The sequence below is a fragment of the Serratia sp. JUb9 genome (assembly GCF_014298095.1).
Taxonomy (GTDB): Bacteria; Pseudomonadota; Gammaproteobacteria; order Enterobacterales; family Enterobacteriaceae; genus Serratia_B; species Serratia_B rhizosphaerae.
The window spans coordinates 2,833,254-2,859,334 of sequence record NZ_CP060416.1 but is presented as its reverse complement, the minus strand read 5'-3'; the positions used below and the strand labels follow the sequence as shown (position 1 = coordinate 2,859,334).

The window sequence follows — 26,081 nt, the reverse complement described above, 5'->3', positions numbered from 1 at the left end:
TCTGCGGCCACACTTCTGAGGAAAGGATATGAAAAACACAATTCAAGACCTGATGAATCACCAATTTGCCATGCTGGAAACCGTTACTGATCCGAACGTTAAAGGTGAGGTGTTGCAGGAAGAATTAGCTCGGGACAAAGCTGTTGTGGATCTGTCAGCCAAGATGGTTGATATCTACCGTGTCGCCTTAGATGCACAGAAGGCTGTTTATGAAGGCTATGCCGGTAATGTTCCTAAAGTAATGGGGATCGAAAAATGAAAACATTCACAGATATGCAGCTATTGTGGCTGAAACAGAATTGCAGTGGCCATTCATATAAAGAAATAACCGAAGCATTTCACCATGAGTTCGGTACAACACATACGGTAAAACAGGTTCGTATGAAAATTAAGGCGCTTGGTTTGGCTAAAACTATGTGCCTTGAGCGTCAGTATACTGAGGCGGAATTATCATTCCTATACATCAACCGAGCTCAGCCGATTGTGGAATTAACTACATATTTCAACCGAACTTTCAGAAAAGATAAAAGCAGTGATGCAATATATGGAGTGCTTAGAACGAACGGTTGGAGCAAACAGGCAAAGCAAGAACGCAGGAAGTCCAGGAAGATAAAAGTTGGTGGCAAGCTTGTACCGCTGGATCAGTATGTTTGGAAGTGCGTCAACGGCCCAATACCGGAGGGAATGACTGTCATTCATCTTGATAACGATTTCGAGAACAACGAGATCGGCAATCTAAAATTAGCGCCTCAGTACGTTAAAACCGCATTTGTTCGGGCCGGGTATGACGACGCACCAAAGGCACTGGCACCGGCGATGTATGCGAACGTCATGTTGCACCATGCTGTAAAGCAAATGACCAGCAAAAAACCAGCAATTCGCTATCGGTAAAGCAGCAACTATGACTGCTGGGACGGTTATGACGACTAAATCAGCAATTGGAACGATCTTTAACCTGTAGCACACGAAAGCCCCGAAAGGGGCTTTTTCTTTGCTTGCAAAAGCAAGATTTCCCCACCATAATAACACTGTATAAATAAACAGTGGTCGGAGGGTTTGGCGATGGGGGTTGATATTGTTATCAATAAAAACAAAGAATTACCTAATGGTGCCGCCGCTGCGTTAGAGCAGGAACTTAGCGGGCGATTATTGAAACAGTTCTCTGATTGCCGGGTGTTTGTGCGTCTTGGTAGCCACGATAGTTTGTCAGTCCTGGGCGGCGACAAGGACGCCAAAAAACAAGTGGAAACTATTCTGCAGGAAACGTGGGAAAGCGCGGACGACTGGTTTTATTGAGGTATCTCTGACCGGATTACACAGCACAGGAGGCAGAGATGACCGGATTACAACAAACGCCGAAGAGCGGTTATGAACTCATTCGCTGCAGCGACTCTGTCGTAGTGGCAAAATTTTCCAGCTTTCCCGATTGCGAGCGGGCGCTGATGTACAGAAAGGGCGATCAGGTGTCGTTCATGCCATTGCGTGAAGATGAGATCGTTGGAACACCAAGCCTAATAACACAAATTTTAGAACGTGCCGGATATCGGGTTACCAGTTCTGATACACTAACTTAACGGGCCTGAACACCCCGTACCTGCTGCGCCACAGGAGAAACTATGGCGCAGTTACAACTCATCAAGCAAAGCTCAGGAATACTGATCCCGGCCACGCCGGAGACCAGCGATTTTCTGCAATCACAATGTAAGCTCGGTACCGTGCTGGTGGCCGAGTTCAAAAAGGTGCGCAACCCGGCATTTCACCGGCGTTTTTTCGCACTCCTCAACCTGGGGTTTGAATACTGGGAACCTGCCGGCGGCGCGATCTCGACGAACGAGCGCAAGCTGGTGGCTGGCTATGCAAAATTTCTCGCAACTTTCGGCGGCAATGAATCAGCGTTGCTCGATGCTGCAGATCAATATCTCGAGCGAATTGCTGACCGCCGCGCAGGAAGTATCAGTGCGTGCAAATCGTTTGATGCATACCGGGCGTGGGTGACGGTCGAAGCCGGCCACTTCGATGCTATCCAGCTGCCAGATGGCACGCTGCGCAAACATCCGCGCAGCATTTCGTTCGCAAAAATGGACGAAACAGAATTCCACCAACTCTACAGCGCCGCGCTCGATGTTTTGTGGCGCTGGATCCTGCACAAGCCGTTTAGCTCCCACGCGGAAGCCGAAAACGCCGCCGCGCAGCTGATGAGCTTCGCGGGGTGATGTCTATGAAAAAAACCTGGTTCCATCATCTCGAATGCTCGACCACTCAAGCTGACGAACTGGTCGCTCGGTATCGCCAGCGCGGCGTGAATGTTGAGCGCAGCTTAAACCAAGATTTAATCAGTTGGACGGTCAGTGCATACCTGCCAGAAAGCAAAAAACCACCATGTCCAGCCCGGCGCTGGCGCAACCGGATGTGGGGTGACCATGGCTAATTTACGCAAAGAGGCCCGCGGCCGGGATTGTCAGATCCGCATCCCGGGCATTTGTAACTTCAACCCAGAAACGACTGTGCTGGCGCACTACCGCATGGCCGGTACCAGCGGCACGGCCATCAAGCCAGACGATGCACAGGGCGCCTGGAGCTGCAGCTCCTGCCACGATGCGATCGACGGCAGAACGAAAACAGAATACACGCGCGATGACCTGCGGCTAATGCATGCCGAGGGAGTATTTCGCACGCAAGCAATCTTGAGAGGTGAGGGGAAATTATGATGCTCGATATGTATGAGGTGTTGTCTCGTTGGGGCGTATGGGCACGTGAAAGCAGTGGTATCGACTACTCACCGATCGCCGCCGGTTTCAAAGGGCTGCTGCCGCCGGCAAGCTCGGGGAAAGAGTCCTGTAACGATGATGACGGGCTGCTAATCGATGGCTGCGTGGCCAGGCTGAAAAAGTATAAGCCCGACGAGTACGATTTGGTGATCGCGCACCATATTTATGGCGTTTCGTTGCGCAAGATAGCCAAGCGGCGTAAGTGCTCTGATGGCACGGTGCGGAAGGAGATGCAGACGGCCGAGGGGTTTGTTGGCGGCTGCTTGGCTATGCTGGATGTCAAATTACAAATTAATTAGAAAGGCCCGTTAGGGCCTTAATATTAATTATTCAATAATTCGCCTTAACATTATTTCAACTGGGTGGTATTTGTTATCTCTCTTATCTAGTTTTGAGGTAACGGTTATATCTCCCCTAAATCTCATTTTACCGGATAGTGTGTTGGGAGATAGAGACGGATCCAAAACAAGATTTACTCGACGGTCGATGATACCCGGCACTACAGCCGCCCACCCTTTAGATGGATTATCTAGATCCAATGCGCGAATTTGTATATCGGCATCAGGATAATCTTGGGTTGTTGAGTCTGGTTCCATGATCACAGATGTAGGGGCTTGCCTGATAGTTTCTTGAGGAATAACAACAATTTGTTTTCCACTCCCTATCTGTAGAGACGCAGAGTCATCGTCTCTTGCTGGAGTGAGAACTTTTACTGCACCTTCAGCAAGGGCCTTTTTGTTTTTGACTGAAGTTTCAATTACCGATTTTAAACCTTCAGGAGTCAGGTTGGCTTCACCGGCACCGATATTGATGATGACGTTGTTGTTAGCTTCAAAATGAGGTTTGGTGTCTGGGCTCATGGCGGCGCTTGCAAGGTATAGACCATACCCAACCATGCCAGATATAACCGCAAAAATCAGCGTGTTTCTCAACACTCCATCCCCCAATTTTGCGTGGCATTTCGCCACAAACTCATCCAATTTTTCTTGTGAGCCGAATAATAACTTAATGACGAGATCTTCGTATAGGGCTGCCAGTGCGAAGTAGCTCAACTTCAACCTCAATACCATCAATGTCGCACTCAGTCAGCTTAGCCAGGACGTCCTTGGACTGCTTTACGATGGCTTCCCAACCCTGTAAGGACTTTATGATCTCTTTTACGCTGACTGGACGTTCAGTCGAATAATAAAAATTCTCCCTGAAGGAGAGTTCAATAACTTCAGACATAGGGTATTCGCTTCCATGAGAAACGGAATGACTTTTAAGCTGTGTGTCATTCTGAACAATATATTAGTAGCAATTAATATACAAAAACCCTAACGCGTACGCAAAAAGTGTTGTAACGTGATAAGAGTGGTTACGTAGTCACGTAGCTTAGCAATGTTTATAACCTTGCATAGGGTGTGGCTTATCTTGAAGGAAAAGGGCCGAGAATTCCCGGCCTAATCCGCGGTGTTGCTATGCTGTGTGTAGCTATTCTGCCACATCAAACAAAATGTTACACATAGAAAACATTATTGCAACATTTGGCGGCTGGAAGTTAGACGAATATGTGTCAACCATGCAAATTAATGTGTGCGCAACAGAATGTATGGGGGGAGGAAAAGGTGGATGACACGAATGCTAGACAGAGCAACTAACAAGTTGCGCGTTCTGATGTTGCAGCATCGGTCATCCATACAGTCCGTTACGGCAGTGTGGTAATGATTGAGAGTGGTGATCCAACAAGAAGAGCAAACAACAGAGCTGCACCTATTGCGACACTTATGACCAGTTCATTTTTCATGATGGGCTCCCCGGTGTTATTGCGAAACGGTTCCTACAAACTCTAACGTAGCTCTATACTTGTTAAATTCTGAACGTTCTGGAATTTTTTCCATTTCTCCAGCTATCTGTGATAATAGGTTTGCTGTGTTAATAGTCTTTCTTTGAGCAAGCAACATAACAACACAATGGCCAACAATACTCTTAATGCTATCAAGCTGCTGTCTCTGTTCATCAGTAAGGTCATCCAGATTCATTATCTCTCCCAAAGCGTCTTATAATTAGTGGGTAATTAATTATCTGGCTAATGTTTTTCTCTGTGATTAATCAGCACTCCTGCCACAAAGTGGTGTTTTGTACATTACTAGCAACGGGATCGTCTTCACTGAAGACACTTTTAACTTAGGATTATTCCGAGTGAAGGGCAAGGTAACCTGTGGGAGAAGGTATGGGTTTAAGAAAAATCGCAGCGTTTGATTGCACAATATGCAAAAAAATCCCCGCATTAAGCGGGGTAAATGATTGCATGAGAATCCGTTCTGTTTGACGTTCGAGGCTGTTAGTGTCGTCAATTGACGACACTATAGGAATGGGTTAGGATGAACAAGTCAGCCACACTAAAAAGAAAGAATATTCTGTTTTAGTGAAATATACAAGTTTTTCAATAAGATGAGTTTCTTTTTTCGGATGATAAGAGTGCGTTGGTGCGAGCGTTTCGGTGACTTGGGTTTTATCAGAAAGGCACATTCATTTTGATATTAGTTATCAGATCCCCCCAGGATTGAATGAGTGTGTCTCTCGATATAACTATGTACTTCTGCTTCAACATAACGGTAAATGCATTGAAAGAGTCGGTTTGAAAGTGCCTTTCCCGTTGTGGTGAATTGCAGTCCTTTGAGACAAGCCGAAGATCAGCACCGGCACCACAACCCATTTTCTTAGCCCTGGCATCTGCCGGGGCTGTTCTATTTCAGGGCTGCGCCAACGCGCGGCCTTTTTCGTTTCTATCACCCGCAAGCCGGGAAAGCCCCGGCAGGGGGAGGTATGAGAATGGACAAGTACAGCTCCCAGGTTTCGTACTGGGTTGCATCTCTTTTGACGGCTGCCGGCGCCTTGACGCTGAAAGACTGGGCGGTGTTGGTGGGTATGGCCGTTGCGGTCGGAACCTTCGCGATCAACTGGTACTACAAGCACAAGCTGGTCAACAAGCTGACTGCGGTCGGTTATGACAAAGAGCGGGCGAAAGCTGCCTACAGAGCAATGAGCGAGTAACAGCCATGACACCACAACTCAGGAAGAAATTAGCTGCTGCAGCTGGTGGCGGCGCACTGGCTATTGCCGCGGTGCTGATTCCAGATTTAGAAGGTGTGCGGTACGATCCATATTACGACGTAGCCGGCGTCTTGACGGTTTGCTACGGCCATACTGGAGCCGACATCGTTCTCGGCAAAAAGTACACAGAGGCAGAATGCAAGGCAATGCTGGATAAAGATCTGGTACCGTTCGCACGCTCTGTTGAGCGTTCCGTTAAGGTGCCAGCCAGCGAATATCAGCGGGCGGCGCTCATCAGCTTCAGTTACAACGTCGGCGCCCACGCATTTGAGAATTCCTCGCTGCTACGAAAATTGAATACCGGGGATTACTCCGGCGCCTGCGATGGTCTGCGCCAGTGGATTTATGCCGGCGGCAAGCAGTGGCGTGGATTGATGAACCGGCGCGAGATTGAGCACGCTGTTTGCACTTGGGGGCAGCAATGAGCATCCCATTCAGCTGGCGAACGATGGCTATAGGCTTGCTGCTGGTGTCCGTGGTTGTCGCTGGTCGTATAGCCAGTCACTACCGGAATAATTATCTGCAGGTGCAGCAACATGCGGAACAGCAGAAAAAAACGCTGGCGCAGCAGGCAGAACTGCTCGCAACAATGCGCGCGGATGACGCCCGTAATCGTGCACTGATGGAAAAGCAGCAACAGAGAGAGCAGCAGGTGCGCCAGCAAGGCCAAGATTATCAAAGGAAATACCGTGAAGCGATTAAAAACGACGACTGCGCTAACCGCGATGCTCCTGGGCCTGTCATTGACCTCCTGCGCGGAACGGATACCGGAGCCAGCGGCGCCGCTCGTTCTGCTGCCCCCTGAGTCTGTGTTCAAAACCTGCGAGCAACCAAAACTACAGGGCGGCACCTGGGGGGATATCGGTAGCCATGCGCTGGCGTTGCAAACGGCTTTATCAATATGCGCCAGTCAAATTTCCGTACTGAACAAATGGCGTATAAAAGTGGGAAAATCAACTGATACGGATGCCATCACGAAATAATCCCCGCAATAAACGACATTATCGGGGATAAGCCACTAAGAATGCTTGCGTGATGACTTACCAATTCTACTAATGCTTTGTACTTATCTTTCCGTGATTTTTCATCTGTCGCTGCATTGAGATCTTCAATCTTTTGAGTTATTTCAACTTTAATATCGTCGTCAATGGAGACTTTCGTGAGTTCTTTCTTTAACTCCTCACATGCTGAAGGGAGTGCCTGAATTCCTACAGAAAAATTACCAACTTGGTTGCTATGGGAACCGTCTTCAAAAACAACGCCTTCACCGCCTAAGCGTCCGATATTTATGTCCCCTATTTTGTTATTGTGCGCGCCAGATCCAAATCTGACAGCAGCAGGTATCTTCTTTTCCATATCGCTTCCTTGGTTAATTTGAGTTAGTCGAAGTGACGGATTATAGCCAGAAGAATATTAACGGCAATACAGTCAAAGGGGTTGAGTTAGATTTATTGCCCATTCCAGAGCGCCCACACGGACGTTGCGTAATGCGCAAAGCAAAGTCACCGAATCTGCCAGGCTTTCCCATCGCTGCTGTCGATTGAGCGACAGAGGGAGGGTGTGACCACGGCGATGGGGTGGCGCTGCCACGGTGTGATGGATTTTGTGCAAATGAGAGCGATTATCGTTTGTGGGTCCCTTTCGTGATTTTGAGCACCGAGGGGGCGGCGACACGCGGGAAACGGCTAGTTTTTTGCATTTTATTGACATCATCATCATGTGCTCACGTAATTGTTTTCACTTGAAATTATTTTTTCAAGATGTCGAATCGTATAAAAAGTGTTCATCATCATGGATAAAGAATTGGAGAACGTCAGGCTGAACCTGAATCAGCTGGCGGCAATCACGGGATCACATCGACAAACCATCGCTGCACGCCTGAAAAACGTCGAACCTGCCCCCGGCAGTAATGCCAAGCTGAAGCTTTACACGTTGCCGGATGTGCTGGCTGAGCTGGTGAAGTCTGCGCCGGTGGCTGATGTTGACGAAATGCTACCGCCTGACCGGAAAGCCTGGTTCCAGTCGGAACGCGAGCGGCTCAAGTTTGAACAGGAAACCAATGAGCTGATCCCTGCCGAAGAGGTCGCCCGCGAATTCTCTGCGATGGCAAAGGCGATGGTTCAGGTGCTGGAAACATTACCGGATATCTTGGAGCGTGATTGCGCGCTGCCGCCGTCTGCCGTTTCTCGTGTGCAGTCTATTATCGATGACCTGCGCGATCAGATAGCGCTGAAGGTTATGAACGCTGATACAGAGATTGAGGAGGAAATGCCCGAGGAGGAGTAATGGTCGCACAGGCATCAGCCGCAGAAACCCGGCGGAATATGGCCGGTATTATTCAGGCTCCGCGCCGCATGCCGGTTGCCGAAGCTGTTGAAAAGTTTATGCGGGTGCCTATGGGCGCGGGCAACTCTGTTAAGTGGGACCCGAGCGTGGCGCCGTATGTGATTGAGCCGATGAACTGCCTGGCGTCACGTGAATACGACGCGGTGGTGTTTGTTGGCCCCGCGCGTACGGGTAAAACGATCGGCCTGATTGATGGCTGGATTGTTTACAACATCGTGTGCGATCCCTCCGATATGTTGGTCGTACAAATTTCGGAAGAGAAAGCGCGGGAACACTCCAAAAAGCGCCTGGCGCGCACGTTCCGCGTGAGTCCGGACGTGGCTGAGCGTCTCAGTCCCCGGCGCAATGATAACAACGTTCATGACCGGACCTTTCTGGCGGGGAACTATCTGAAGCTTGGCTGGCCATCGGTCAATATCATGTCCTCGTCGGACTACAAATGCACCGCGCTGACAGATTATGATCGCATGCCGGAAGATATCGACGGCGAGGGCGACGGGTTCACGCTGGCGTCAAAACGTACCACAACGTTTATGAGTGCCGGCATGACGCTGGTAGAGAGTTCACCAGGTCGCGATATTCTGGATTCAAAATGGCGTCGCCGCTCAGAGCATGAGGCCCCGCCAACCACCGGCATCCTTTCATTGTTCAACCGTGGCGATCGTCGCAAATGGTATTGGCAGTGTCCGCACTGCGGCGAATATTTCCAGCCGATCATGGAAGTGATGACCGGATACCGGGAAATCCCCGATCCGGTCAAGGCCAGCGAGTCTGCGCATATGTGTTGCCCTCACTGCAGCGGCACGATAACGGCAGATATGAAACGCAACCTGAACCAGACTGGTGTGTGGTTGCGTGAAGGGGAGTCGATCGACGCCGAAGGCAACCGGACAGGCGAGCCGCGCCGCTCCCGTATTGCGTCGTTCTGGATGGAGGGGCCGGCGGCGGCATATCAGACCTGGTCACAGCTCGTCTACAAGCTGCTGACCGCTGAGCAGGATTACGAAACAACGGGATCAGAGGAAACGCTCAAGGCGGTCATCAATACCGACTGGGGCCGCCCGTACTTGCCGCGTTCTGCCTCTGAACAGCGCCGCAGTGACGAACTGCTGGCGCGCGTGGAGGATTACGGTAAACGCCTGGTACCGCCAAAGGTCAGATTCCTGATCGCGGCGGTGGACGTGCAGGGCGGCAAGAATCGCCGCTTTGTGGTCCAGATTGTCGGCTATGGCGAAAACGGCGAGCGGTGGCTGGTGGACCGGTACAACATCAAGCAGTCGATGCGGTGTGATCCCGATACGGGGGAAGCACTGCCGATCCATCCGGGGGCATACCCGGAGGACTGGAACTTGCTGATCACTGACGTGCTCGATAAAACGTACCGGCTGCAAAACAATCATGACAAGCGTATGCCAATCCTCGCCATGGCCGTAGACAGCGGCGGCGAAGATGGCGTGACCGACAACGCGTATAAATTCTGGCGTCAGTGCCGCCGCGATGGCGTGCATAAGCGGGTGTATCTCATCAAAGGGGACAGCACCCGGCGTCAGAAAACCATTACAAAAATCCACCCGGACAACACAGACCGAAGCGACCGCCGCGCAGCTGCGCGCGGTGACGTTCCTGTCTACCTGTTGCAGACCGACACGCTGAAAGACCAGCTCAGTAACGCGCTGATTCGTGAAGCGCCAGGCGCCGGGTATATTCACTTCCCGAATTGGTTGGGGGAATGGTTTTTTGACGAACTGACCTACGAAGAGCGTGGATCAGATGGCAAGTGGCGTAAGCCAGGGAAGGGCAATAACGAAGCCTTTGACCTGTTTTGCTATGTGCATGCCGTCGTGATGTTACGCCGTTACGAACGTATCAAGTGGGATGAGCCGCCAGCCTGGGCTGAATCACAAGATACGAACCCCAATATTTTCAACGAGAACTCATCAAGGGAGGTCGTGTTGACGAAGAAGAAAACCAAGGCGGAACCGAAACAGGCTGCGCCTCAGCATACCTCTAGCGGATGGATGAACGGTGGCGGTACGGGGGGAGGAGGCTGGTTATGACGAAACAGGAAATCCGGGACATGGTGGTGCGTGTCAGGGGGTTCTACACGGACTCGCTCGACGGTAAATCCGTGTCCTTTACCGGCGTCAACGGTCGCACCATCACAAACCACGATCCGGCGGCTATGCGTGCAGAGCTGGAATATTGGGAAAGCCGGCTGCGCAAGGCGTCCTGTCGTGGCGGTGGGTATAAGCTCGCTAACTTCGTGTAGGTAACCCATGGGATTTATAGAAAAGACACTCGGCGTTGTGGCGCCAGGGTGGGCCTTGTCACGCGCCAAAAATCGTTATCAGCTGCGGGCGTATGAAGCGGCAAACGTGTCACGGCTTCAAAAAGCCAAGCGCGAGGGGCGTTCTGCTGATTCGGCAGTATTCGCGGCCGGTGTGTCGTTGCGTGAGCAGGCGCGCTGGCTGGACGAAAACCACGACATTGTGATCGGCATCCTCGACAAACTGGAAGAACGAGTCGTCGGGGCGCAGGGTATTCAGGTCGAGCCGCAGCCGTTGCGGAAGGATGGCACGCTGCATGAGGAATGTGCGGAACTGCTGGCTAAACACTGGTCCGAATGGTCCGTCCGGCCAGAAGTCACCGGCATGTTTACGCGCGCCGAGGTTGAACGGCTGATCCTGCGCTCAGCACTGCGTGACGGCGAAGTGTTCTCGCAACTGGTGCGGGGGCCGGTATCAGGGCTGAAGCATGCCACAAGCATCCAGCTGTCGCTGGAATGTCTGGAGGCGGACTTTGTGCCGATGAACCTGGGAAGTCTTGGCAGCGGGAATGTTCAGCAGGGCATTGAGGTTAATGCCTGGGGGCGGCCGTTGGCTTACAACGTGTATAAGGCACATCCAGCCAGCACGCTGCGTATGTCTACGGCGACCAAGCGGGTGCCGGCCGAAAACATGTTACACCTGGCAATGCGCAAGCGGCTGCACCAGCTGCGCGGGATCAGTCTGCTACACGGTGTGATTACCCGCCTGGCAGATATCAAGGATTACGAAGAGTCGGAACGTGTTGCGGCGCGTATCGCTGCGGCGCTGAGCTTCTATATCAAGCGTGGCGATGGTGCGGCAAGCGAAGATGGGGAGTTTTCGGAGCCAGGCACTGCGCGTAACTTTGACATTGCGCCGGGCATGATCTTTGACGAACTGCGCCCCGGTGAGGATCTGGGGATGGTTGAGTCAAACCGGCCCAATGTGCACCTGTCTGAATACCGTAACGGCCAGCTCCGCGCCGTTGCCGGCGGTACGCGCAGCGGTTATTCCAGTATTTCCCGTGACTATAACGGCAGTTATTCCAGCCAGCGCCAGGAGCTGGTGGAAGGGTTCGAGGGCTACAACGTCCTGCAGAACTGGTTTGTCGGTCAATACAGCCGCCCGGTTTACCGTGCCTGGGTAGATATGTTGCGTCTGTCGAAAATCCGCCTTCCCGATGATGTGGATATGTCCTCGCTGTACAACGCGCTCTATCTGGGGCCGGTAATGCCGTGGATTGATCCGGTGAAAGAGGCTGAATCGTGGAAAACCATCGTGCGCGGTGGGGCTGGCACCGAGGCCGAATGGGTACGCGCGCGCGGCAAGTCACCGCAGGAGATTAAACGCCAGCGTGTACGTGAAGTTGAATTTAACCGCGATCACGGTCTGGTGCTGGACTCTGACGCAGCCAACGACTCAGGAGCGAAAGCGAATGAAACAAAAAAATCCGGGGTGGATGACCCCGAAAGCAAGTCTTAGCGGTATCGACGCGGTGAATACCGAAACATGGTATGAAATCCGTGCCGCGCTGGGCCGTCCGGGGCAGGTAGAAATCTATCTCTATGAAGAGATCGGCCGCTGGGGTATTTCGGCGCAATCCTTTATCAACGACTGCCGCGACGCCGGCGTGTTCGAGGCCACAAACGTTGAGCTGCACATCCACAGCCCCGGCGGGGATGTGATGCACGGGTTCGCCATTTACAACACGCTGCAGCGGCTGACCGGGCAGGTCGATATCTATATCGACGGCCTGGCGGCGAGTATGGCTTCGGTTATCGCCTGCCTGCCGAATGCCACGGTACATATGCCCTCCAATGCCTGGATCATGATCCACAAGCCGTGGGGCGGCATGGCCGGGGATTCTGACGAAATGCGCGATTATGCCAATTTCCTCGATCGTAACGAGGAGATGATGCTGGCGGCGTATATGTCGAAAACCGGTCTGTCGCGGGAGGAAATCGCGGCGTTATTGAAGGCCGAAACCTGGATGGATGGTGCGGAGGCGGTTGCTAAAGGCTTCGCTGATGTGCTGGAAGAACCACTCGATGCAGCCGCATCGCTCAATCAAAACAAACTGAAGGATTATCACAATATGCCACAAGCAGCTAATCACCTCTTCGGCGCACGTGCGCAGACCTCGGCACCTAACGCGCAAAATCCACAGAATCCGGCTCCGGTCTCTCAGCCGGCGCCTGCTCCATCCACGCCGGTCGCACAGGCTCCACAAATCGATGTGGCGGCGCTGGCGGCGCAGCTGCAGCAGACGTTGCAGGCCAACAACACCGCACGCATCACGGATGTGAATGCCGTCTTTGAAGGTTTTCCTCAGTTGTCCGCGCTGCGCACCGAGTGCATTAACGACATGAGCTGCGATGCGAACATGGCGAAAGATCGTCTGCTGGCTAAGCTGGCGGAAGGCACCACGCCGAGCATTGGCGCCAGTGCCGCGCATATCCATGCCGGCAACGGTAACCTGGTCGGTGATTCGGTCCGCGCCTCGGTAATGAGCCGTGCCGGTCATGCGCAAGCGGAAAAAGACAACCCTTACCAGGGGATGACACTGCGTGAACTGGCGCGCGCCTCGCTGGTTGATCGTGGTATTGGTGTCGCCGGCATGTCTGGTAAGGGGGTTGTAGGTCTGGCATTCACCCATTCAAGTTCCGACTTCGGCAACATTCTGATGGACGTGGCCCACAAGTCCGCCCTGTTAGGGTGGGAAGAAGCGAATGAAACCTTTGATCGCTGGACACGTAAAGGCACGCTGACCGACTTTAAAACCGCGCACCGTGTTGGCCTGGGCGCGCTGGATAAGTTGGGGGAAGTGAAGCCGGGGGCGGAATACAAATACATTACGGTCGGTGACAAAGGGGAACCGATCGCCTTGGCTACTTATGGCAACCTGTTCAGCATTGACCGCCAGACCATCATTAATGATGACATGGACATGCTGACGCGTATTCCTGAAATGATGGGCAGCGCTGCACGTTACACCATTGGCGAGCTGGTCTGGGCGGTGCTGACTGGTAACCAGAAAATGAGCGACGGGAAAGCCCTGTTCAGTGCGGATCACAATAACCTGGTGAACCAGCCTCTGACGATTGACGGACTGGATAAGGCCCGCCAGAAGATGTTGCTGCAGAAATCAGGCGAACGTACGCTCAATATCCGCCCGGCTTATATGCTGACGCCGGTGGCGCTGGAGTCGAAAGCCAATCAGCTGATCCGCTCTGCCAGCGTGCCTGGCGCCGATGCCAACAGTGGCATCAATAACCCGATCCAGAACTTTGTTGAAGTTATCTCCGAACCTCGCCTGGATAATAAAAGCGCGGAGGAATGGTACCTGACGGCGGCACAGGGCAAGGATACGATCGAAGTGGCGTATCTGGATGGCATTGATACGCCGTATCTGGAACAGCAGCAGGGCTTCACCATTGACGGTGCAGCATTCAAGGTACGCATTGACGCCGGCGTCGCGCCGATGGATTGGCGCGGTCTGGTGAAGTCTACCGGCAAAGCCTGATAAACCGCCCGATAACGGCGGTTTTTTTATGTCCGTGGGTGGCGTCGCCACCCATTTTACTTTCTGGAGAAAATCATTATGGCAAAGAATTTACAGCAGGATGGCACCACGCTGGATTACGAGAACACGTCGGCAAAACTGATTGAGTCCGGTCAGCCGGTAGCCGTCGGTGGCATTGTCGGTGTTGCACATGCCGATATCCCAGCAGGGGCGTGGGGCGTGCTGCATACCGTCGGGGTGTTTGTACTGCCCAAGGTGGCGGATGAAACCTGGGCGGTGGGTGACAAGGTTTATCTGGATGCCACTGGCGCGCTGACAGCAAAAGCCACCGACGGCGCAGAAGCTGCTGCAGCGTTCCCTCTGGCCGGCTCGGCATGGAGCGCCGGCGAGGCAGGACAGGAAGACGCTCCGGTGCGGCTGGGTTTCTAAATGAACCGGTTCACGGAACGGATGCAGCGTGCTGATCGTCGTGTGGACCGCTATTTCGCCGAAGACCCCTCGGTGGTTTTAGTCATTGAGGGGCAAGCCCGTCCGGTCGTCGCAATTTTTGAAAGCCCGGATGATATGGCCCTGGTGCAGGGCGGCGGTGAAATTCAGGATCATGCGCCAGCTATCAGCGTGTATACGGCTGACATTGTTGGGCTTGAAAAGAAATGCCAGGCGTTGATCGGCGGGGCCAGCTATTGGGTGACGCATATCGGTGCTGATGAAGCGGGCAGAACGCGCGTGAAGCTTGCCAGAGGCGTCCCTGGGAAAGAGGTGGACCCCATTAACAAATGGAGTAAGTAACGATGGCCAGGACTACGCGGTTACGCCGTGATCTCCCGATCGATATCGACACCATGGTTCTGCGTGACATTGCCCTGGCCGTCGGGGCAACGCACAAGCAGTACATGACCGCGTATTCCCGCGCACTGAAGCGAACTGCCGCCACCATGCGCAAGCGGGCCATGGCGGATATCAAGGATGGGCTGGCGCCGCGCAGTATGGCGATGGTGAGAAAGCGCCTGCTTTCCTTTCGTGTTTCTCGCGGCTCGTTGCTAGATGAAGGGCGCTTGTGGTTCGGTCTGAATGCAATCAAGGTCAAGGACCTGAAGGGGCGTATTAACGGCCGTATGCGTCCGCATCATACCCGCCGTGACCCGAAAACCGGGCGCTATGCCCCGTCGCGCCGGCGGGCAAACTCTGTGGGTTTTGAACCGCGCGGCAACCTGTTGTCAGCCAAAACGTTTGAGAATGGCGAAGTCGGCAGGAGCAAACGAGAAGGACGCCGGACGGTGCTGATCCGCGACCCGGCGACGCGGCGTACCCGCGAAGCCGAAGTCGATATTTATGCGCCGATGCTGGATTACATCGAAGACAACGCGTTTGCGGATGTTGTTGAAATATTTCTGCATCACTTTGAAACCGATATCCGGGGCAGGGTAAAGGCGCGGGTTAATGTGAACAGCTGGAGGAAGTAAGTGGCCAAGCCTATTTTAATGCCGACTTATCACGACGCGGTCATTGAGGCGCTGCGGTCGTTGTCGTGGGTAAACAATGCCGACGACTACCCGGAACAGGCAACGCAGCTCACCACGCCGGCCGTGTTCTTTTCGATCATGGGCTGGGAACAGTCGCCGAGCAGTGACGGGCAGCTCAATGTTGAGTTTGAATGTGATTTGTTTGTGGTGATCGACAAGGCCAGCGACACCATTGATAAACCCCAAATTTACGCCCGCTCGGCGGCGGCGGATATCAGCCAGTGGATCAACGGACAAACCTTCGGGCTTGAAGGGCTGCAGCCGGCGGCGTTTATCAGCGCGGGGCCGGACAGCTTCGATCCTGCGATGGATGATTATATCGTTTGGCGCATCACATATAGCCAGTCTGCCGCCATGGGGGAAGACCCCTTCGAATCGGTTGCCGGTCCGCTGCGTGAAGTCTGGCTGGGTGCGGCGCCGGAAATTGGTGCTGCGCACATTAATGATTACCGGCTTATCTACAAGCGCAAGGAGGAATGATGTCACAGGATATGGGGGACCTTGCCCGGCGCGTGGCCAACATGATCCGCCGTGGTGTCGTTCAGTCGGTGAAGCACGGCCCGCAGCCGCAATGCCGGGTAGAAATAGGCGACATTACAACGACCTGGTTGCCGGTCTGCCAGCCGTCATCCAGCGCCAACAGGGCTGACTCTAACCCGATTGCCGTAGGGGATGCCGTTACCGTCATCAGCGAAGCCGGCGACCTGAATAACGGGCGGGTGTTCCCCGGCTGGAACACGGGGAAAATGCCGGTTCCGGACGGGAGCGAGAGCGAGCATGTCACCCGATACAGTGACGGCACGGAAATCCGTTATGACCGCGGTGCCCATGCCCTGAAAATCATTATTGCCGAAGGCGGCACGTATGAGATTGAGGGTAAGGGAACGCTGCGCGGCCCGGTGGAGATCACCGATACTCTGACGGTTCAGGGTATAACGCAGATCAATGCCAACACCGGCGTTAACGGGGACTTGTCCGTCAGCGGCCAGATATCGGATGGCAAGAGCACGCTGGAGCGGGTGAGGGAGGTTTATAACAACCACGCTCACCCAGGAGACAGCGGCGGCACGACAGGCGAGCCAAACAGCAAGATGTGACCCGCGATTGCGCGGGTTTTTTATTATGGGGGTAATCATGCACGGTGTTAATGCCGGCAACGGCAAGCGGCTCTCCGGCACTGAGCATTTACGGCAATCCGTCATTGACATACTCACCACACCGATCGGCTCGCGTGTGCTGCGCCGTGACTACGGGAGCGAACTGGTTGATTTGGTCGATAACCCGCAGGACGAAAGCAACCGTGTCCGCATTATTGCGGCGACGGCCGGCGCCCTGGCTCGCTGGGAGCCACGCATTCGTGTGTCATCGGTACAGGTGTCGTTTGTTACCCACGGTCATTTTGACCTCACCATCATTGGCACGGATATAGAGAGCAGCCAGCCGATCACGTTGACGGAGATAAGCATTAATGGCGACGAATTCAGCAACAATTAACCTTTCCGAGCTGCCGGTGCCGGATGCGGTGAAAGTCCCGGACGCCGGCCTGATTTTTGAAGGATGGTTAAACCGTCTGCGCGGGTTGGACCCGGTCTATGATGCGCTGCTGCCCTCCGATCCGGTGTACAAACAGGGCGAGGTTCTGGCCTATCATTCCACGCTGTTACGCGTGGCGATGAATGACTCCATCCGCGCCGTGCTGCTGGCCAGCGCAAAAGGCGCTGACCTTGACCAGATTGGCGCAAACTTTGACGTGGCGCGGCTACTGATAAATCCGGGAGATCCGAATGCAGTGCCGCCGGTTGAGCCGGTTTATGAAGATGATGACGCGTTCCGCACGCGCATCCAATTGGCCTGGTCACGACTCAGCACCGCCGGCGCCGAGAACGCCTATACCTTCTTTGCCGCTTCTGCAGACCCCTCTATTCTGGATGTTCGCGCTTATGGGCCGCTGGATCATGGCCGGCGCGGCGAGGTAGATATTTACGTGCTTTCCCGTGATAACGACGGTATCCCCACAGCGGAGGTGTTGGAAAAGGTCAATCAGGCAGTTAATGCGAAAGACGTACGGCCCATGACCGACTTCGTCACCGTGAAGCCGGCGGCAATGGTGAAGTTCGTGGTAACGGCAGATATTTACATCCCCTCCGGCCCGGATATCGACACGGTGATGAGTGCATCACGGCGGGCGCTGGAAACCTACCTCGAACAGACACACCGGATCGGCAGCCGCGTATCACGTTCGGGGATTGACCGGGCGCTGCATCAGCCGGGTGTGGTCACGGTTAAGCTGGCCTCGCCGGTTGATGATCTGCTGATGGATATCGGTCAGGCGCCGCTTTGCACGGAAATCACGCTGAAAAAGGTGATAGTCAATGTCGATGCATAAAACGTTATTGCCGCCTAATGCGCTGCCCGCCGAGCGGGCGCTGGAAGAGGCAACCACGACAGAGGTGCTGTCGATCCCCGACCTTATCCGCGCCGTAAAAAATCCCGACGCATGCCCGGTAGAACTGCTGCCCTGGCTGGCGTGGGAATTCAGCGTAGATACCTGGTTGCCTGAGTGGAGCGAGGAACAAAAGCGCGCAGCCATACGGAACGCGACTTATATTCACCGGCACAGGGGGACGCGTGGAGCGATTGAAACGGCTCTGGAAGGGTTGCCCTTCACCTACCAGCTAACCGAGTGGTTTGAACAGGCGCCACGCGGTGAGCCGTACACCTTTTCGCTGGTGGTGGAACAAGCCGGCAATCCGGTGAACGAACAGCATATTCAGGATTTCAAGAACGCGGTGATGCGCAGTAAAAACCTGCGTTCGTGGTTCGACATGTCCTTTCAAAATGCCACACAAGGCACCGCATACTCGGCCTCCTACATGGTGGTGTCCGAGATAACCAGTTACGGGAGTTAACTTAATGAGTGGTCTTATTCTGACGACTGCCGGCGCGGCGGCGATCGAGGCCGCTTACCAGGCGGGAAGCATCGTGAAAATTACACTGGCGGCTTTTGGTGACGGTGGCGGAAAACCAATAATTCCGAACCCCGACGCGACGGTATTGGTGAACAAGTTCGGTGATGCGCCGTTTACCGGTGGGGCGTCAACAGAAGGGATGATTAGCGGTCAGACCGTTATAGAAGCGAGAAAGTATCCCGGCAACGTTCTGCGAGAAGTGGGGCTGGTCAGTGCTGATGGTGTGCTGGTGGCGTACGGGGATTACCCGGACACCGTATTGCCGTCAGATGGAGCACCGGTGATGAAAGAGATCATCATCAACTTCGCGATGACACTGACACATGCTGAAAGCGTGGTGATTGACGTCGATCCCAATGTCTCTGCATTAACCATTTCAGAAGCAGATAAGCGATATGTAAAAAAAACCGGTGACGTTATGTCCGGCAAGTTACATGTCCAAAATGATATCGCTGTCGATGGCGAAGTTTATATCGGCGATGCCCCGTTACTGCCAGCAGGTGTTCCGCTTCCCTGGCCGTTAAGCTCACCTGCGCCCGGTCATGCATTCCTGTTAGGTCAAGGATTTGACAAGGCAGCTTATCCGCGACTTGCGCAAGCCTATCCGTCCGGAGTGCTGCCTGACATGCGGCGCATGACGATTAAAGGTAAACCGGACGGCCGCGAGCCGTTGAGCTTTGAGGCCGACGGCAACAAATATCATGGGCATGGGCTGGAGATTGACAGCACTGACCTGGGAACAAAGCAGACGACGCCAGGCGGCGCGTATCAGCTGAAATTACGTTCGTACCGTTCTAACACCTCTCTTGACGGCGGCGAAAGCTCGCGCCACAGCATCGACCAAGACAGAGGCCTTGCCGATTATGGTTTGATTGAACGCCTGCCCGATCACGCCCATAGCTTGCCAATCGGCCCGCATATCCATACAGGGCGCATTAACCCGGACGGGAACCCGGAAACAACCGTCAAAAACATTGCATTTAACTATATCGTGAGGCTTGCATAATGAGCACGGACTTTGAATTTTCTGCCGCTCCACGCTGGGTGTGGATTTACAATTTCGATGAAAATAACGTTTTTACCGGCACCCTGAATTTTTACGTCGCGCCGCACACCGGACTACCAGCCAACTGCACGACCATGAAGTGCGCTCCGAAAACCGGTCAGGCTGGTGTCTGGGATGATGGGCAATGGAAGTATGTTAATGATTACCGAGGCTCCCCGTACTGGGATGGGCAGGCGAATAAAAAAATCATGCTTGAAGTCGGCCCTTTGCCGGAAGGTTGTACGTTTACGCCGCCGAACACACCGTATGACACCTGGGACGGTGAGAAATGGGTGACGGATGAAGCCAAGGCTCAGAGTGAGCAGGTTCAAGTGGCAAAGAACGAGCTGACACAGCGTAGCAGTGAAGCTTCTGAAGCTATCGCCCCCCTTCAGGACGCGGTGGAATTTGGCGATGCGACAGAAGCTGAACAGGCGGCCCTGACCGAATGGAAAAAATACAGGTTGGCGCTAAGCCGCATCGATGTTAATCAGGCGCCGGATATCTCCTGGCCAACCCGACCAATCCCAATTAAACAGTGACCCGCCACCGAGCGGGTTTTTTTATGCCTGGAGGATAATATGGCCGAATTGCACGGCGTAGAAACAATTGAACTGACAAGCGGGACGGTTGCCGTTACCACGATCCAGACTGCGGTTATCGGCCTGGTAGGTACAGCCCCGGACGCATCGCCGGGAACCAAGGCGCAGGCCGTCACCGGGACTGCGCTGCTGGATAATGAACTGACGTTTACGGCTGCGCAGCAGGGGCGGGCGGGTAACCAGCTCCGCGTTACCGCTGTTGCAGCGCCGGCCGGCGGAAAAACCAGTGCTACCTATGCGCGAGGCGTGCTGGAAATTCTGCTGGCCAGCGATGCTGACGGCAAACTCACCGCCACCGCGCAAGAGGTGTCCGACGCGGTTCTGGCACTGACTGACAGCCTGGTCACCGTATTACCGGGCGCTGACACCGGCAATGTCAGCCCGTTTAGCGTGGTGCTGTCTGGCGGACAGGATGAACCCTTTCCCCTCAACACACCGGTAGCCGTCGTCGGCGGTACGCAGATGCGGGCGCTGGGTAGTGCAGGAACTATCCCGCCGGCCGTGCAGGAGATTGCCGACCAGACCAACGCGCTGATCGTCATTGTGCGCGTTGAAGATAATGAACAGCCGGTCACCGTCTCCACCGAAGAAAAAGAGCCGATCACCGCTGAGGATGAACAGCGCCTGCTGTCTGATCAGATTTTCAATATCGATATCCGCGCGAATATCCTGGCGGGGATCAACGCCTGGTCATCCAGTGAATCTGTCAACGGTTATCGCCCTCGCATCTTGATTGCGCCGGGGTTCAGTGAAGATGACGGTATCGGCAAAGGGCTGGAAACGGCAGCCGAAAAACTCCGTGCAGTGGCGTATCTGGACTGTGCCTCGATGGCAACGTTGCCGGAAGTTGTGCAGCGCCGGCAGATGTACGGTGGTCGCGTCGAACTGCTGCGGCCTCGGGTGCAAAAAGTGAATGCCAGCGGCGAGCTGGAGTTCCGTCCGTATTCCGCCTTTGCGGCTGGCCTGCGGGCGCGCATCGATCTGGAGAAAGGCTGGTGGTGGAGCAAGTCCAATCAGGACATCAACAGCATTCTCGGCCTTGAGCAGGTTGACGAGTTTATTCTCGGCGATCCGAACTGTGAGGCGAACCTGCTGAACATGCAGAACGTCAGCACCATCATTCGCCGCACGGGGTATAAGCATTGGGGCAATCGCCTGTGCATCGATCACCCTCAGTGGCGTTTCGAGTCCGTCCGCCGCACTGCAGACGTTATCGAAGACAGTATCCAGAACACGGTCATGATTTATAACGACCGGCCGCTGGATAAAGAGACGGCTGATGACATTCTCGGCACAGTGAACGCATACCTGCGCCAGCTTGTTGGCCTGGGTGCCATCTTTGGCGGTACTGCGTGGCTGGACGAAGAACTGAACACGGCGGAATCCCTGGCCGCTGGTGTGCTGTATATCAACTATGACTTCGGGCCGAAGTCACCGACCGAGCGCATCACCATGCGTGTGCGCATCAATAATGATTACGCCGTTGAGGAGATGACCGCACAATGAGCGAAAAAAATACGTTACGGGCATGGACCATTTTTGCCGGCGGCTTCCGTGTTACCGGCGCACATGAGTTTACGCCGCCGGAGCTGTCCATTGTCACCACCCAGCTGCGTACGGGCGCCCAGGATGCACCGACCCCGCTGGATGATGGCATGGAGGCGCTGACGTGCTCTATCAAGTTCTGGGGTATTGATACCGACGTGTTGAGCCGATTTGGCTTTATCTCCGGTAGCCGCCCGCGCTTTATGGCGTATCAGGGCTATCTGAGTAACGGCCGGGCGATTGGCACGATCGAAGAGATTGAAGGGTTCGTCTCGAAGGTCACGCCGGATGCGCGGGGCAATGAAAACATGGGGGAAACGGCGATCACGGTTGAGATTGCGATGAGCTATTACAAGCAGACGCGAGACGGTATGGAGCTGTTTGAAATCGACACCGAGCGTTTTATCCGCCGTGTGAACGGCGTGGATCAGCTGGGCGGCCTGCGCAGCAAAATCCGCATCTAATCCCCACCCAACAACTATTAAGCGGCCTTTGTGCCGCTTTTTTATTGGAGCAATACCATGAATTACCCAGGCAGCAACGTAGAAATCAAACTGTACTCCCCGCTGACGCTGGCCGATGGCAGCAAGCTTGAAAAAGTCACGATGCGCGAACCGCTGGTGCGTGACCGCATCGAGTATGTCAAACGTCCGGGGAGCGATGCAGAAAAGGAAATCGGCATGCTGGCCGATCTGTGCGGCATGAATGTTGAGGACGTCTATCAACTGACTGCAGCTGACTATTACCAGCTTGAGGCGGCCTGGAACAATTTTTTGCTGCCTCCTGGGGAGCGTCAGAAGACGACATCCGACAAGCCTTGAGGCTGGTTGGCCGCACCCTGAATTACAGCATGGGGGACTGGCTCTCCATGCCTTTTTCCACCTTTTACGATTTCGTTAAAGACGAATATGAGCGGGTGAGGAAATGAGCAGCATCAGTCAAAAACTGAAAGCGACGATTACCTTTGGCGGCAACATCGACGGGAGCTGGGGCCGATCTACGGACGGCCTTAACAAAGGACTTAAAACCGTCGAGAAACAATCCGAGAAGTTAGCCAAACAGCAGAAAGAGCTGGCAGAACGGATGAAGAAAACGAAACTGGCTGGCAATGATATTAGCGCCCTTAAGCGTGATTACGACACAGTTACGCGCTCTATAAAAAGGACGGAGCAAGAGCAGGAATCGTTGAACCGCAGCCTGCAACGTGCCGAACGTTTTCGTCGGGCTGGTGCCATGGGGCGCGGCCTTGTAGGCCGGGCGGGAAGAACGCTCGGTGCCGGGTTGGGGATTGCCGCCGCTGGCGGGTTAATCGGTGCGGGGATCGGCGCGGTCATGTCTCCCGTTCGCTCCAATGCCGAAACCGCCGAATCATACGGTATTGCCCGCAGTTATGGCGTAGGAATTGGCACCTACTCTGCCTGGCAGAGCCTTGGTAAGCAGATGGGGCTGAACGGGGAGAACTTCGGTGACCTGTTTGAAGAGTACCGCAATAAGGTCTCGGATTTTAAGAAGGACCCGACGAAAGGCGCTATCGCAGAGAATTTCCCGTTGCTGGGGTTCAAGGCCGGCGATATGTACGGAAAAAGCAATGAAGACCAGGTGTCGAGCATTTTTGAACGTTTGCTGAAACTGGATAACGAACAGCTGGCGGCTGGCTACGCGGATTCCATCTTCGGCGGTGAAGCTAACAAAATCCTGACCTACATGCGCCTGACCGGCAAAAGCTATCGTGACCTGATGAACGAACAGAAGCGGTACAACCTGGTGACCCGTGACGGCGCGGAAGGGGCGATGCGCAGTAACATCGCGTTCAGCAACTTGCGGACGGTCTGGAGCAGCGCTGTGGACCAGATCGCCGGCAAATTGGGCGGAGACCTGGCTCCGATGGTCACCAAACTGGCCGATGAGCTGTCCGACTGGTTCAAAAACGGCGGTATTGAGGTGATTTCCACGACCATCCGCAACTCCTGGATACCTGCGCTGATTGAGTTTGGCAATGGGTTACTCACCTTTAGCAAAGTGGCCGTGAACATTGCGAAATGGCTGGGGCAGTTTGTGCCGGATGAGGCCGACAACAAAAAAAGCGTGCTGCGCTCGCTGGCTTATAACGGCTCCACGGAGCTAGCCAAACAAACGGCCGACCGTTATGGGTTGGGAGAGTGGTTTGATCAGCAGGTTGCTGCTAACCCGAACCTGGCTAAACAGGCCATTGCTGCGAACACGGAAACCAAAGGCATATTAGGACTCAGGGACGATAAAGCGTTCGATAAGCGCATAGATGCCTTGTATGAAAGCACCGTGGGGAATGATGAGGGTGATCCAGTAGCTACAGCATTCACCCGGATGATGGAAAAAGCCGGTCTGCTTGACAGTAAGGAAGATAAGCCCACCGTCACCGACAACCGACGGAATAATATTTATATGACCGTCAACGGTTCGCCGGGGCAGGACGCCAAAAGCATCGCCGATAACGCGGTAACGCAGATCGGTAAGTTGGACGTATTTAACGGGAACAATGCGATGTATGACGCACCTGGAGGCTGGAGCGGATGAGCGATATAGACATCATCGGAACGATAACCGGTGCGTACAGTTACAACGCACCGAACGGGCGCCCGGCAGAAAATGCCAAGATCATGATGATGCTGGGCGACTTTGAATTCTCCATCGATACGGCAGCGTATAACCAGCTGACGCGAGAGGCGCGCTGGCGCTGGCAGGAACAGGAACGGATCGGCAAACAGGACCTGCTGCAGTACACGGGCAAGGAAGCCCGCAGCGTCAAATTGGACGGTGAAGCCCACGCCTTTTTCCGCAACGGGGTAACGTCCATCGACGCACTGTACGATCTCGCCGACAAGGCGCAGCCCCAGCAGCTGGTCAGTGGCGCCGGGGATGTGCTGGGCTGGTGGGTGATTACGGATTTTACCGATACCACGCCGGCGTTCCTGCCTGGCGGCTCTCCGCGAAAGAAAACCTACTCGATCACGATAAAACATTATGCCGACGACATACATAACCCATGAAGGCGATGTGCTGGATGCCATCTGCGTCAGGCATTACGGTCTGGCAAATCTCCCTCAGACGCTGACGGAAGTGCTGGACGCCAACAGGGAGCTGGCCGCGCTGGGGGCGATATACCCTTCCGGCCTGATCATTACGCTGCCTGACATCGAAACGCAGGTTGCAGAGTCAACGGTTCAACTGTGGGACTGAAATGGAAAACGTGCAGAGAGAAGAATATCGCCCGGAGTTCAGCCTCACGGCTGAAGGGCGGGATATTACTGCGCTGATGCGTGAGAACCTGGTGGAAATCAGGCTGACGGATAACGGCGGCGCTACGGCAAAGGCCGACGAACTGCAGATCACCATTCTGTCGGAAACCATGGCGCTCCCTAACAAGGGTGCCCGCCTGCGGCTGGGACTGGGGTTTAACGGGGTATTGCAGGACAAGGGATGGTTTGTTGTCAGCGGTATTTCCAGCAGCGGCCCGCCGCGAAAAATCGTTATTTATGCCACGGCGGCGCCGATGAATGCCCAGCGCCAGCCCGGCGACGTGCTGAACCAGAAAAGCCGCAGCTGGGACGGAGTGAACCTGGGCGATATTGTGAAGACTGTCGCCAGTGACAACGGGTTGATCCCCAAAGTGGCCGGCGCACTGGCAGATATCGCGGTCGGGCACCTCGATCAGGTCAATGAATCGGATGCAGCTTTAATGACCAGGCTGGCCAGTCGTTTTAATGCGATCAGCAAACCGTCCGGTGGCTATTGGCTTTTTCTTCAGCAAGGTGAGTCGTTAAGCGTCGGCGGGAAGCCGCTGGCCAGCGTAACGATTTTAAAGGATGAGGTGTCGGAATGGGGTTATACCGATGGCCAGCAGCGCGGCGCAACGACTGGCCCCGGCAAAAAAGGCGAGGGCGGGAAGAAGGGAAAAATCAGTGTCGCGTACTTTGACCCGGAAGATGGGCGAACGAAAACGCAGTCACTCGAACATGATGGTCCGTCACAATCCCACCCATTCACCCAGCCGACCAAAACCGCCGCCAACCACAGCGCGCAATCCAGAAAAACGCAGGTAAGCCGCAATGAGCGCCGCATGACGCTCAGCGGGCCGTGCCGGCCGGCACATATTCCACTGACGGCAGAGAGCCGGGTTATTACCCAGGGCTTCGGCACGGTGGAGGATCGGAGCTGGTTAATCGAATCATTGGTGTTTTCTCTCACCTCCCAGGGAATGTCGTTCGCGTTCAATCTGGCGACGGACATCAAGCCGCCTAAAGGGAAAGACGGGAAAAAACCGGGGAAAAAGAAAGATGATGGTATTGGCTATTTTGATAAAAATAATGGGAGTCTATAGA

36 protein-coding genes are annotated in these 26,081 nt (G+C 54.3%); 33 read left to right on the top strand and 3 right to left on the bottom strand.

Annotated elements, in window-relative coordinates:
* Positions 1–28: 28 nt before the first annotated feature.
* The 8 genes from HF675_RS13535 to HF675_RS13500 all read left to right on the top strand — a co-directional run bounded on the left by HF675_RS13535 (position 29) and on the right by HF675_RS13500 (position 3,067).
* Positions 29–259: a hypothetical protein gene (locus HF675_RS13535; RefSeq protein ID WP_187043208.1), complete on the top strand. Its 231-nt coding sequence runs from the start codon at positions 29–31 to the stop codon at positions 257–259.
* Entirely contained in the window at positions 256–891 is a 636-nt protein-coding gene (locus HF675_RS13530) for an HNH endonuclease (protein ID WP_187043207.1), read from the top strand. The genes HF675_RS13535 and HF675_RS13530 overlap by 4 nt, the downstream gene beginning before the upstream one ends.
* A 171-nt stretch (positions 892–1,062) precedes the next feature.
* A complete protein-coding gene (locus tag HF675_RS13525) occupies positions 1,063–1,296 on the top strand; it encodes a DinI family protein (RefSeq protein WP_187043206.1) in 234 nt (77 codons plus the stop codon).
* 38 nt (positions 1,297–1,334) lie between these two features.
* Positions 1,335–1,574 carry a hypothetical protein gene (locus HF675_RS13520; protein ID WP_187043205.1) on the top strand — a complete coding sequence of 80 codons (240 nt, stop codon included), beginning with the start codon at positions 1,335–1,337 and terminating at the stop codon, positions 1,572–1,574.
* 42 nt (positions 1,575–1,616) lie between these two features.
* Complete coding sequence (locus HF675_RS13515) at positions 1,617–2,213, top strand: DUF1367 family protein (protein WP_187043204.1); 597 nt, start codon at positions 1,617–1,619, stop codon at positions 2,211–2,213.
* Complete coding sequence (locus tag HF675_RS13510; RefSeq protein ID WP_187043203.1) at positions 2,213–2,428, top strand: hypothetical protein; 216 nt, start codon at positions 2,213–2,215, stop codon at positions 2,426–2,428. The genes HF675_RS13515 and HF675_RS13510 overlap by 1 nt, the downstream gene beginning before the upstream one ends.
* Positions 2,421–2,708 (top strand): DUF1364 domain-containing protein, encoded by a 288-nt coding sequence (locus HF675_RS13505; RefSeq protein ID WP_187043202.1) that lies wholly within the window; start codon positions 2,421–2,423, stop codon positions 2,706–2,708. Before HF675_RS13510 ends, HF675_RS13505 begins: the two co-directional genes overlap by 8 nt.
* Complete coding sequence (locus HF675_RS13500) at positions 2,708–3,067, top strand: antiterminator Q family protein (RefSeq protein ID WP_187044740.1); 360 nt, start codon at positions 2,708–2,710, stop codon at positions 3,065–3,067. The genes HF675_RS13505 and HF675_RS13500 overlap by 1 nt, the downstream gene beginning before the upstream one ends.
* A 27-nt stretch (positions 3,068–3,094) precedes the next feature.
* Here the strand turns inward: HF675_RS13500 and HF675_RS13495 are convergent, their stop codons facing one another.
* Both HF675_RS13495 and HF675_RS13490 read right to left on the bottom strand, forming a co-directional pair.
* On the bottom strand, positions 3,095–3,820 hold the full coding sequence (locus HF675_RS13495; protein ID WP_255427284.1) for a hypothetical protein: 726 nt from the start codon (positions 3,818–3,820) through the stop codon (positions 3,095–3,097).
* A 750-nt stretch (positions 3,821–4,570) separates the two neighbouring features.
* Positions 4,571–4,789, bottom strand: a complete 219-nt coding sequence (locus tag HF675_RS13490) for a hypothetical protein (RefSeq protein ID WP_061323219.1) — start codon at positions 4,787–4,789, stop codon at positions 4,571–4,573.
* A gap of 793 nt (positions 4,790–5,582) precedes the next feature.
* Here HF675_RS13490 and HF675_RS13485 point away from each other — a divergent pair.
* Genes HF675_RS13485 through HF675_RS13475 form a run of 3 tightly spaced genes read left to right on the top strand, consistent with a single transcriptional unit; the run spans position 5,583 to position 6,669 of the window.
* Positions 5,583–5,804 carry an HP1 family phage holin gene (locus HF675_RS13485; RefSeq protein ID WP_255427283.1) on the top strand — a complete coding sequence of 74 codons (222 nt, stop codon included), beginning with the start codon at positions 5,583–5,585 and terminating at the stop codon, positions 5,802–5,804.
* A 5-nt stretch (positions 5,805–5,809) separates the two neighbouring features.
* Positions 5,810–6,289, top strand: coding sequence for a lysozyme (locus HF675_RS13480; protein ID WP_187043200.1), 480 nt, complete (start codon positions 5,810–5,812; stop codon positions 6,287–6,289).
* The gene (locus HF675_RS13475) at positions 6,286–6,669 is read left to right on the top strand and encodes a hypothetical protein (protein ID WP_187043199.1); all 384 of its coding nucleotides are present in this window, start codon (positions 6,286–6,288) and stop codon (positions 6,667–6,669) included. Before HF675_RS13480 ends, HF675_RS13475 begins: the two co-directional genes overlap by 4 nt.
* A gap of 167 nt (positions 6,670–6,836) precedes the next feature.
* Here HF675_RS13475 and HF675_RS13470 read toward each other — a convergent pair whose 3' ends face one another.
* Complete coding sequence (locus HF675_RS13470; RefSeq protein WP_187043198.1) at positions 6,837–7,220, bottom strand: hypothetical protein; 384 nt, start codon at positions 7,218–7,220, stop codon at positions 6,837–6,839.
* A 435-nt stretch (positions 7,221–7,655) separates the two neighbouring features.
* Here HF675_RS13470 and HF675_RS13465 point away from each other — a divergent pair, with 435 nt between their 5' ends.
* From HF675_RS13465 to HF675_RS13360, 22 genes are all read left to right on the top strand, one after another.
* A complete protein-coding gene (locus HF675_RS13465) occupies positions 7,656–8,150 on the top strand; it encodes a DUF1441 family protein (protein WP_187043197.1) in 495 nt (164 codons plus the stop codon).
* On the top strand, positions 8,150–10,267 hold the full coding sequence (locus HF675_RS13460) for a phage terminase large subunit family protein (protein WP_187043196.1): 2,118 nt from the start codon (positions 8,150–8,152) through the stop codon (positions 10,265–10,267). Before HF675_RS13465 ends, HF675_RS13460 begins: the two co-directional genes overlap by 1 nt.
* Positions 10,264–10,479, top strand: coding sequence for a hypothetical protein (locus tag HF675_RS13455; protein WP_187043195.1), 216 nt, complete (start codon positions 10,264–10,266; stop codon positions 10,477–10,479). Before HF675_RS13460 ends, HF675_RS13455 begins: the two co-directional genes overlap by 4 nt.
* Before the next feature lie 7 nt (positions 10,480–10,486).
* Positions 10,487–11,998 carry a phage portal protein gene (locus HF675_RS13450; protein ID WP_187043194.1) on the top strand — a complete coding sequence of 504 codons (1,512 nt, stop codon included), beginning with the start codon at positions 10,487–10,489 and terminating at the stop codon, positions 11,996–11,998.
* Positions 11,952–14,039 carry a ClpP-like prohead protease/major capsid protein fusion protein gene (locus HF675_RS13445; protein ID WP_187043193.1) on the top strand — a complete coding sequence of 696 codons (2,088 nt, stop codon included), beginning with the start codon at positions 11,952–11,954 and terminating at the stop codon, positions 14,037–14,039. The genes HF675_RS13450 and HF675_RS13445 overlap by 47 nt, the downstream gene beginning before the upstream one ends.
* Before the next feature lie 78 nt (positions 14,040–14,117).
* Positions 14,118–14,468, top strand: a complete 351-nt coding sequence (locus HF675_RS13440; RefSeq protein WP_187043192.1) for a DUF2190 family protein — start codon at positions 14,118–14,120, stop codon at positions 14,466–14,468.
* Complete coding sequence (locus tag HF675_RS13435; protein ID WP_061323243.1) at positions 14,469–14,828, top strand: head-tail joining protein; 360 nt, start codon at positions 14,469–14,471, stop codon at positions 14,826–14,828. It begins immediately after the preceding gene.
* A gap of 2 nt (positions 14,829–14,830) precedes the next feature.
* Complete coding sequence (locus tag HF675_RS13430) at positions 14,831–15,502, top strand: hypothetical protein (protein ID WP_054306634.1); 672 nt, start codon at positions 14,831–14,833, stop codon at positions 15,500–15,502.
* Complete coding sequence (locus tag HF675_RS13425) at positions 15,503–16,042, top strand: hypothetical protein (RefSeq protein ID WP_255427282.1); 540 nt, start codon at positions 15,503–15,505, stop codon at positions 16,040–16,042.
* Positions 16,042–16,659, top strand: a complete 618-nt coding sequence (locus tag HF675_RS13420; RefSeq protein WP_187044738.1) for a phage baseplate assembly protein V — start codon at positions 16,042–16,044, stop codon at positions 16,657–16,659. The genes HF675_RS13425 and HF675_RS13420 overlap by 1 nt, the downstream gene beginning before the upstream one ends.
* A gap of 37 nt (positions 16,660–16,696) precedes the next feature.
* Entirely contained in the window at positions 16,697–17,056 is a 360-nt protein-coding gene (locus HF675_RS13415) for a GPW/gp25 family protein (RefSeq protein ID WP_187043191.1), read from the top strand.
* Positions 17,031–17,948: a baseplate J/gp47 family protein gene (locus HF675_RS13410; RefSeq protein ID WP_054306632.1), complete on the top strand. Its 918-nt coding sequence runs from the start codon at positions 17,031–17,033 to the stop codon at positions 17,946–17,948. Before HF675_RS13415 ends, HF675_RS13410 begins: the two co-directional genes overlap by 26 nt.
* A complete protein-coding gene (locus tag HF675_RS13405; protein ID WP_187043190.1) occupies positions 17,935–18,471 on the top strand; it encodes a phage tail protein I in 537 nt (178 codons plus the stop codon). The genes HF675_RS13410 and HF675_RS13405 overlap by 14 nt, the downstream gene beginning before the upstream one ends.
* Positions 18,472–18,475: 4 nt before the next feature.
* Positions 18,476–19,537, top strand: coding sequence for a phage tail protein (locus HF675_RS13400; protein ID WP_187043189.1), 1,062 nt, complete (start codon positions 18,476–18,478; stop codon positions 19,535–19,537).
* Positions 19,537–20,118 carry a tail fiber assembly protein gene (locus HF675_RS13395; RefSeq protein ID WP_187043188.1) on the top strand — a complete coding sequence of 194 codons (582 nt, stop codon included), beginning with the start codon at positions 19,537–19,539 and terminating at the stop codon, positions 20,116–20,118. The genes HF675_RS13400 and HF675_RS13395 overlap by 1 nt, the downstream gene beginning before the upstream one ends.
* A gap of 39 nt (positions 20,119–20,157) precedes the next feature.
* On the top strand, positions 20,158–21,684 hold the full coding sequence (locus tag HF675_RS13390) for a phage tail sheath C-terminal domain-containing protein (RefSeq protein WP_187043187.1): 1,527 nt from the start codon (positions 20,158–20,160) through the stop codon (positions 21,682–21,684).
* A complete protein-coding gene (locus HF675_RS13385; RefSeq protein WP_187043186.1) occupies positions 21,681–22,187 on the top strand; it encodes a phage major tail tube protein in 507 nt (168 codons plus the stop codon). The genes HF675_RS13390 and HF675_RS13385 overlap by 4 nt, the downstream gene beginning before the upstream one ends.
* 57 nt (positions 22,188–22,244) lie before the next feature.
* Positions 22,245–22,544, top strand: coding sequence for a phage tail assembly protein (locus tag HF675_RS13380; RefSeq protein WP_187043185.1), 300 nt, complete (start codon positions 22,245–22,247; stop codon positions 22,542–22,544).
* 103 nt (positions 22,545–22,647) lie between these two features.
* Positions 22,648–24,276 carry a hypothetical protein gene (locus HF675_RS13375; protein ID WP_187043184.1) on the top strand — a complete coding sequence of 543 codons (1,629 nt, stop codon included), beginning with the start codon at positions 22,648–22,650 and terminating at the stop codon, positions 24,274–24,276.
* Positions 24,273–24,749 (top strand): phage tail protein, encoded by a 477-nt coding sequence (locus HF675_RS13370; protein ID WP_033637992.1) that lies wholly within the window; start codon positions 24,273–24,275, stop codon positions 24,747–24,749. The genes HF675_RS13375 and HF675_RS13370 overlap by 4 nt, the downstream gene beginning before the upstream one ends.
* Positions 24,724–24,939: a tail protein X gene (locus HF675_RS13365; RefSeq protein ID WP_187043183.1), complete on the top strand. Its 216-nt coding sequence runs from the start codon at positions 24,724–24,726 to the stop codon at positions 24,937–24,939. The genes HF675_RS13370 and HF675_RS13365 overlap by 26 nt, the downstream gene beginning before the upstream one ends.
* A gap of 1 nt (position 24,940) precedes the next feature.
* Positions 24,941–26,080, top strand: coding sequence for a contractile injection system protein, VgrG/Pvc8 family (locus HF675_RS13360; RefSeq protein ID WP_187043182.1), 1,140 nt, complete (start codon positions 24,941–24,943; stop codon positions 26,078–26,080).
* The last annotated feature ends 1 nt before the right edge of the window (position 26,081 follow it).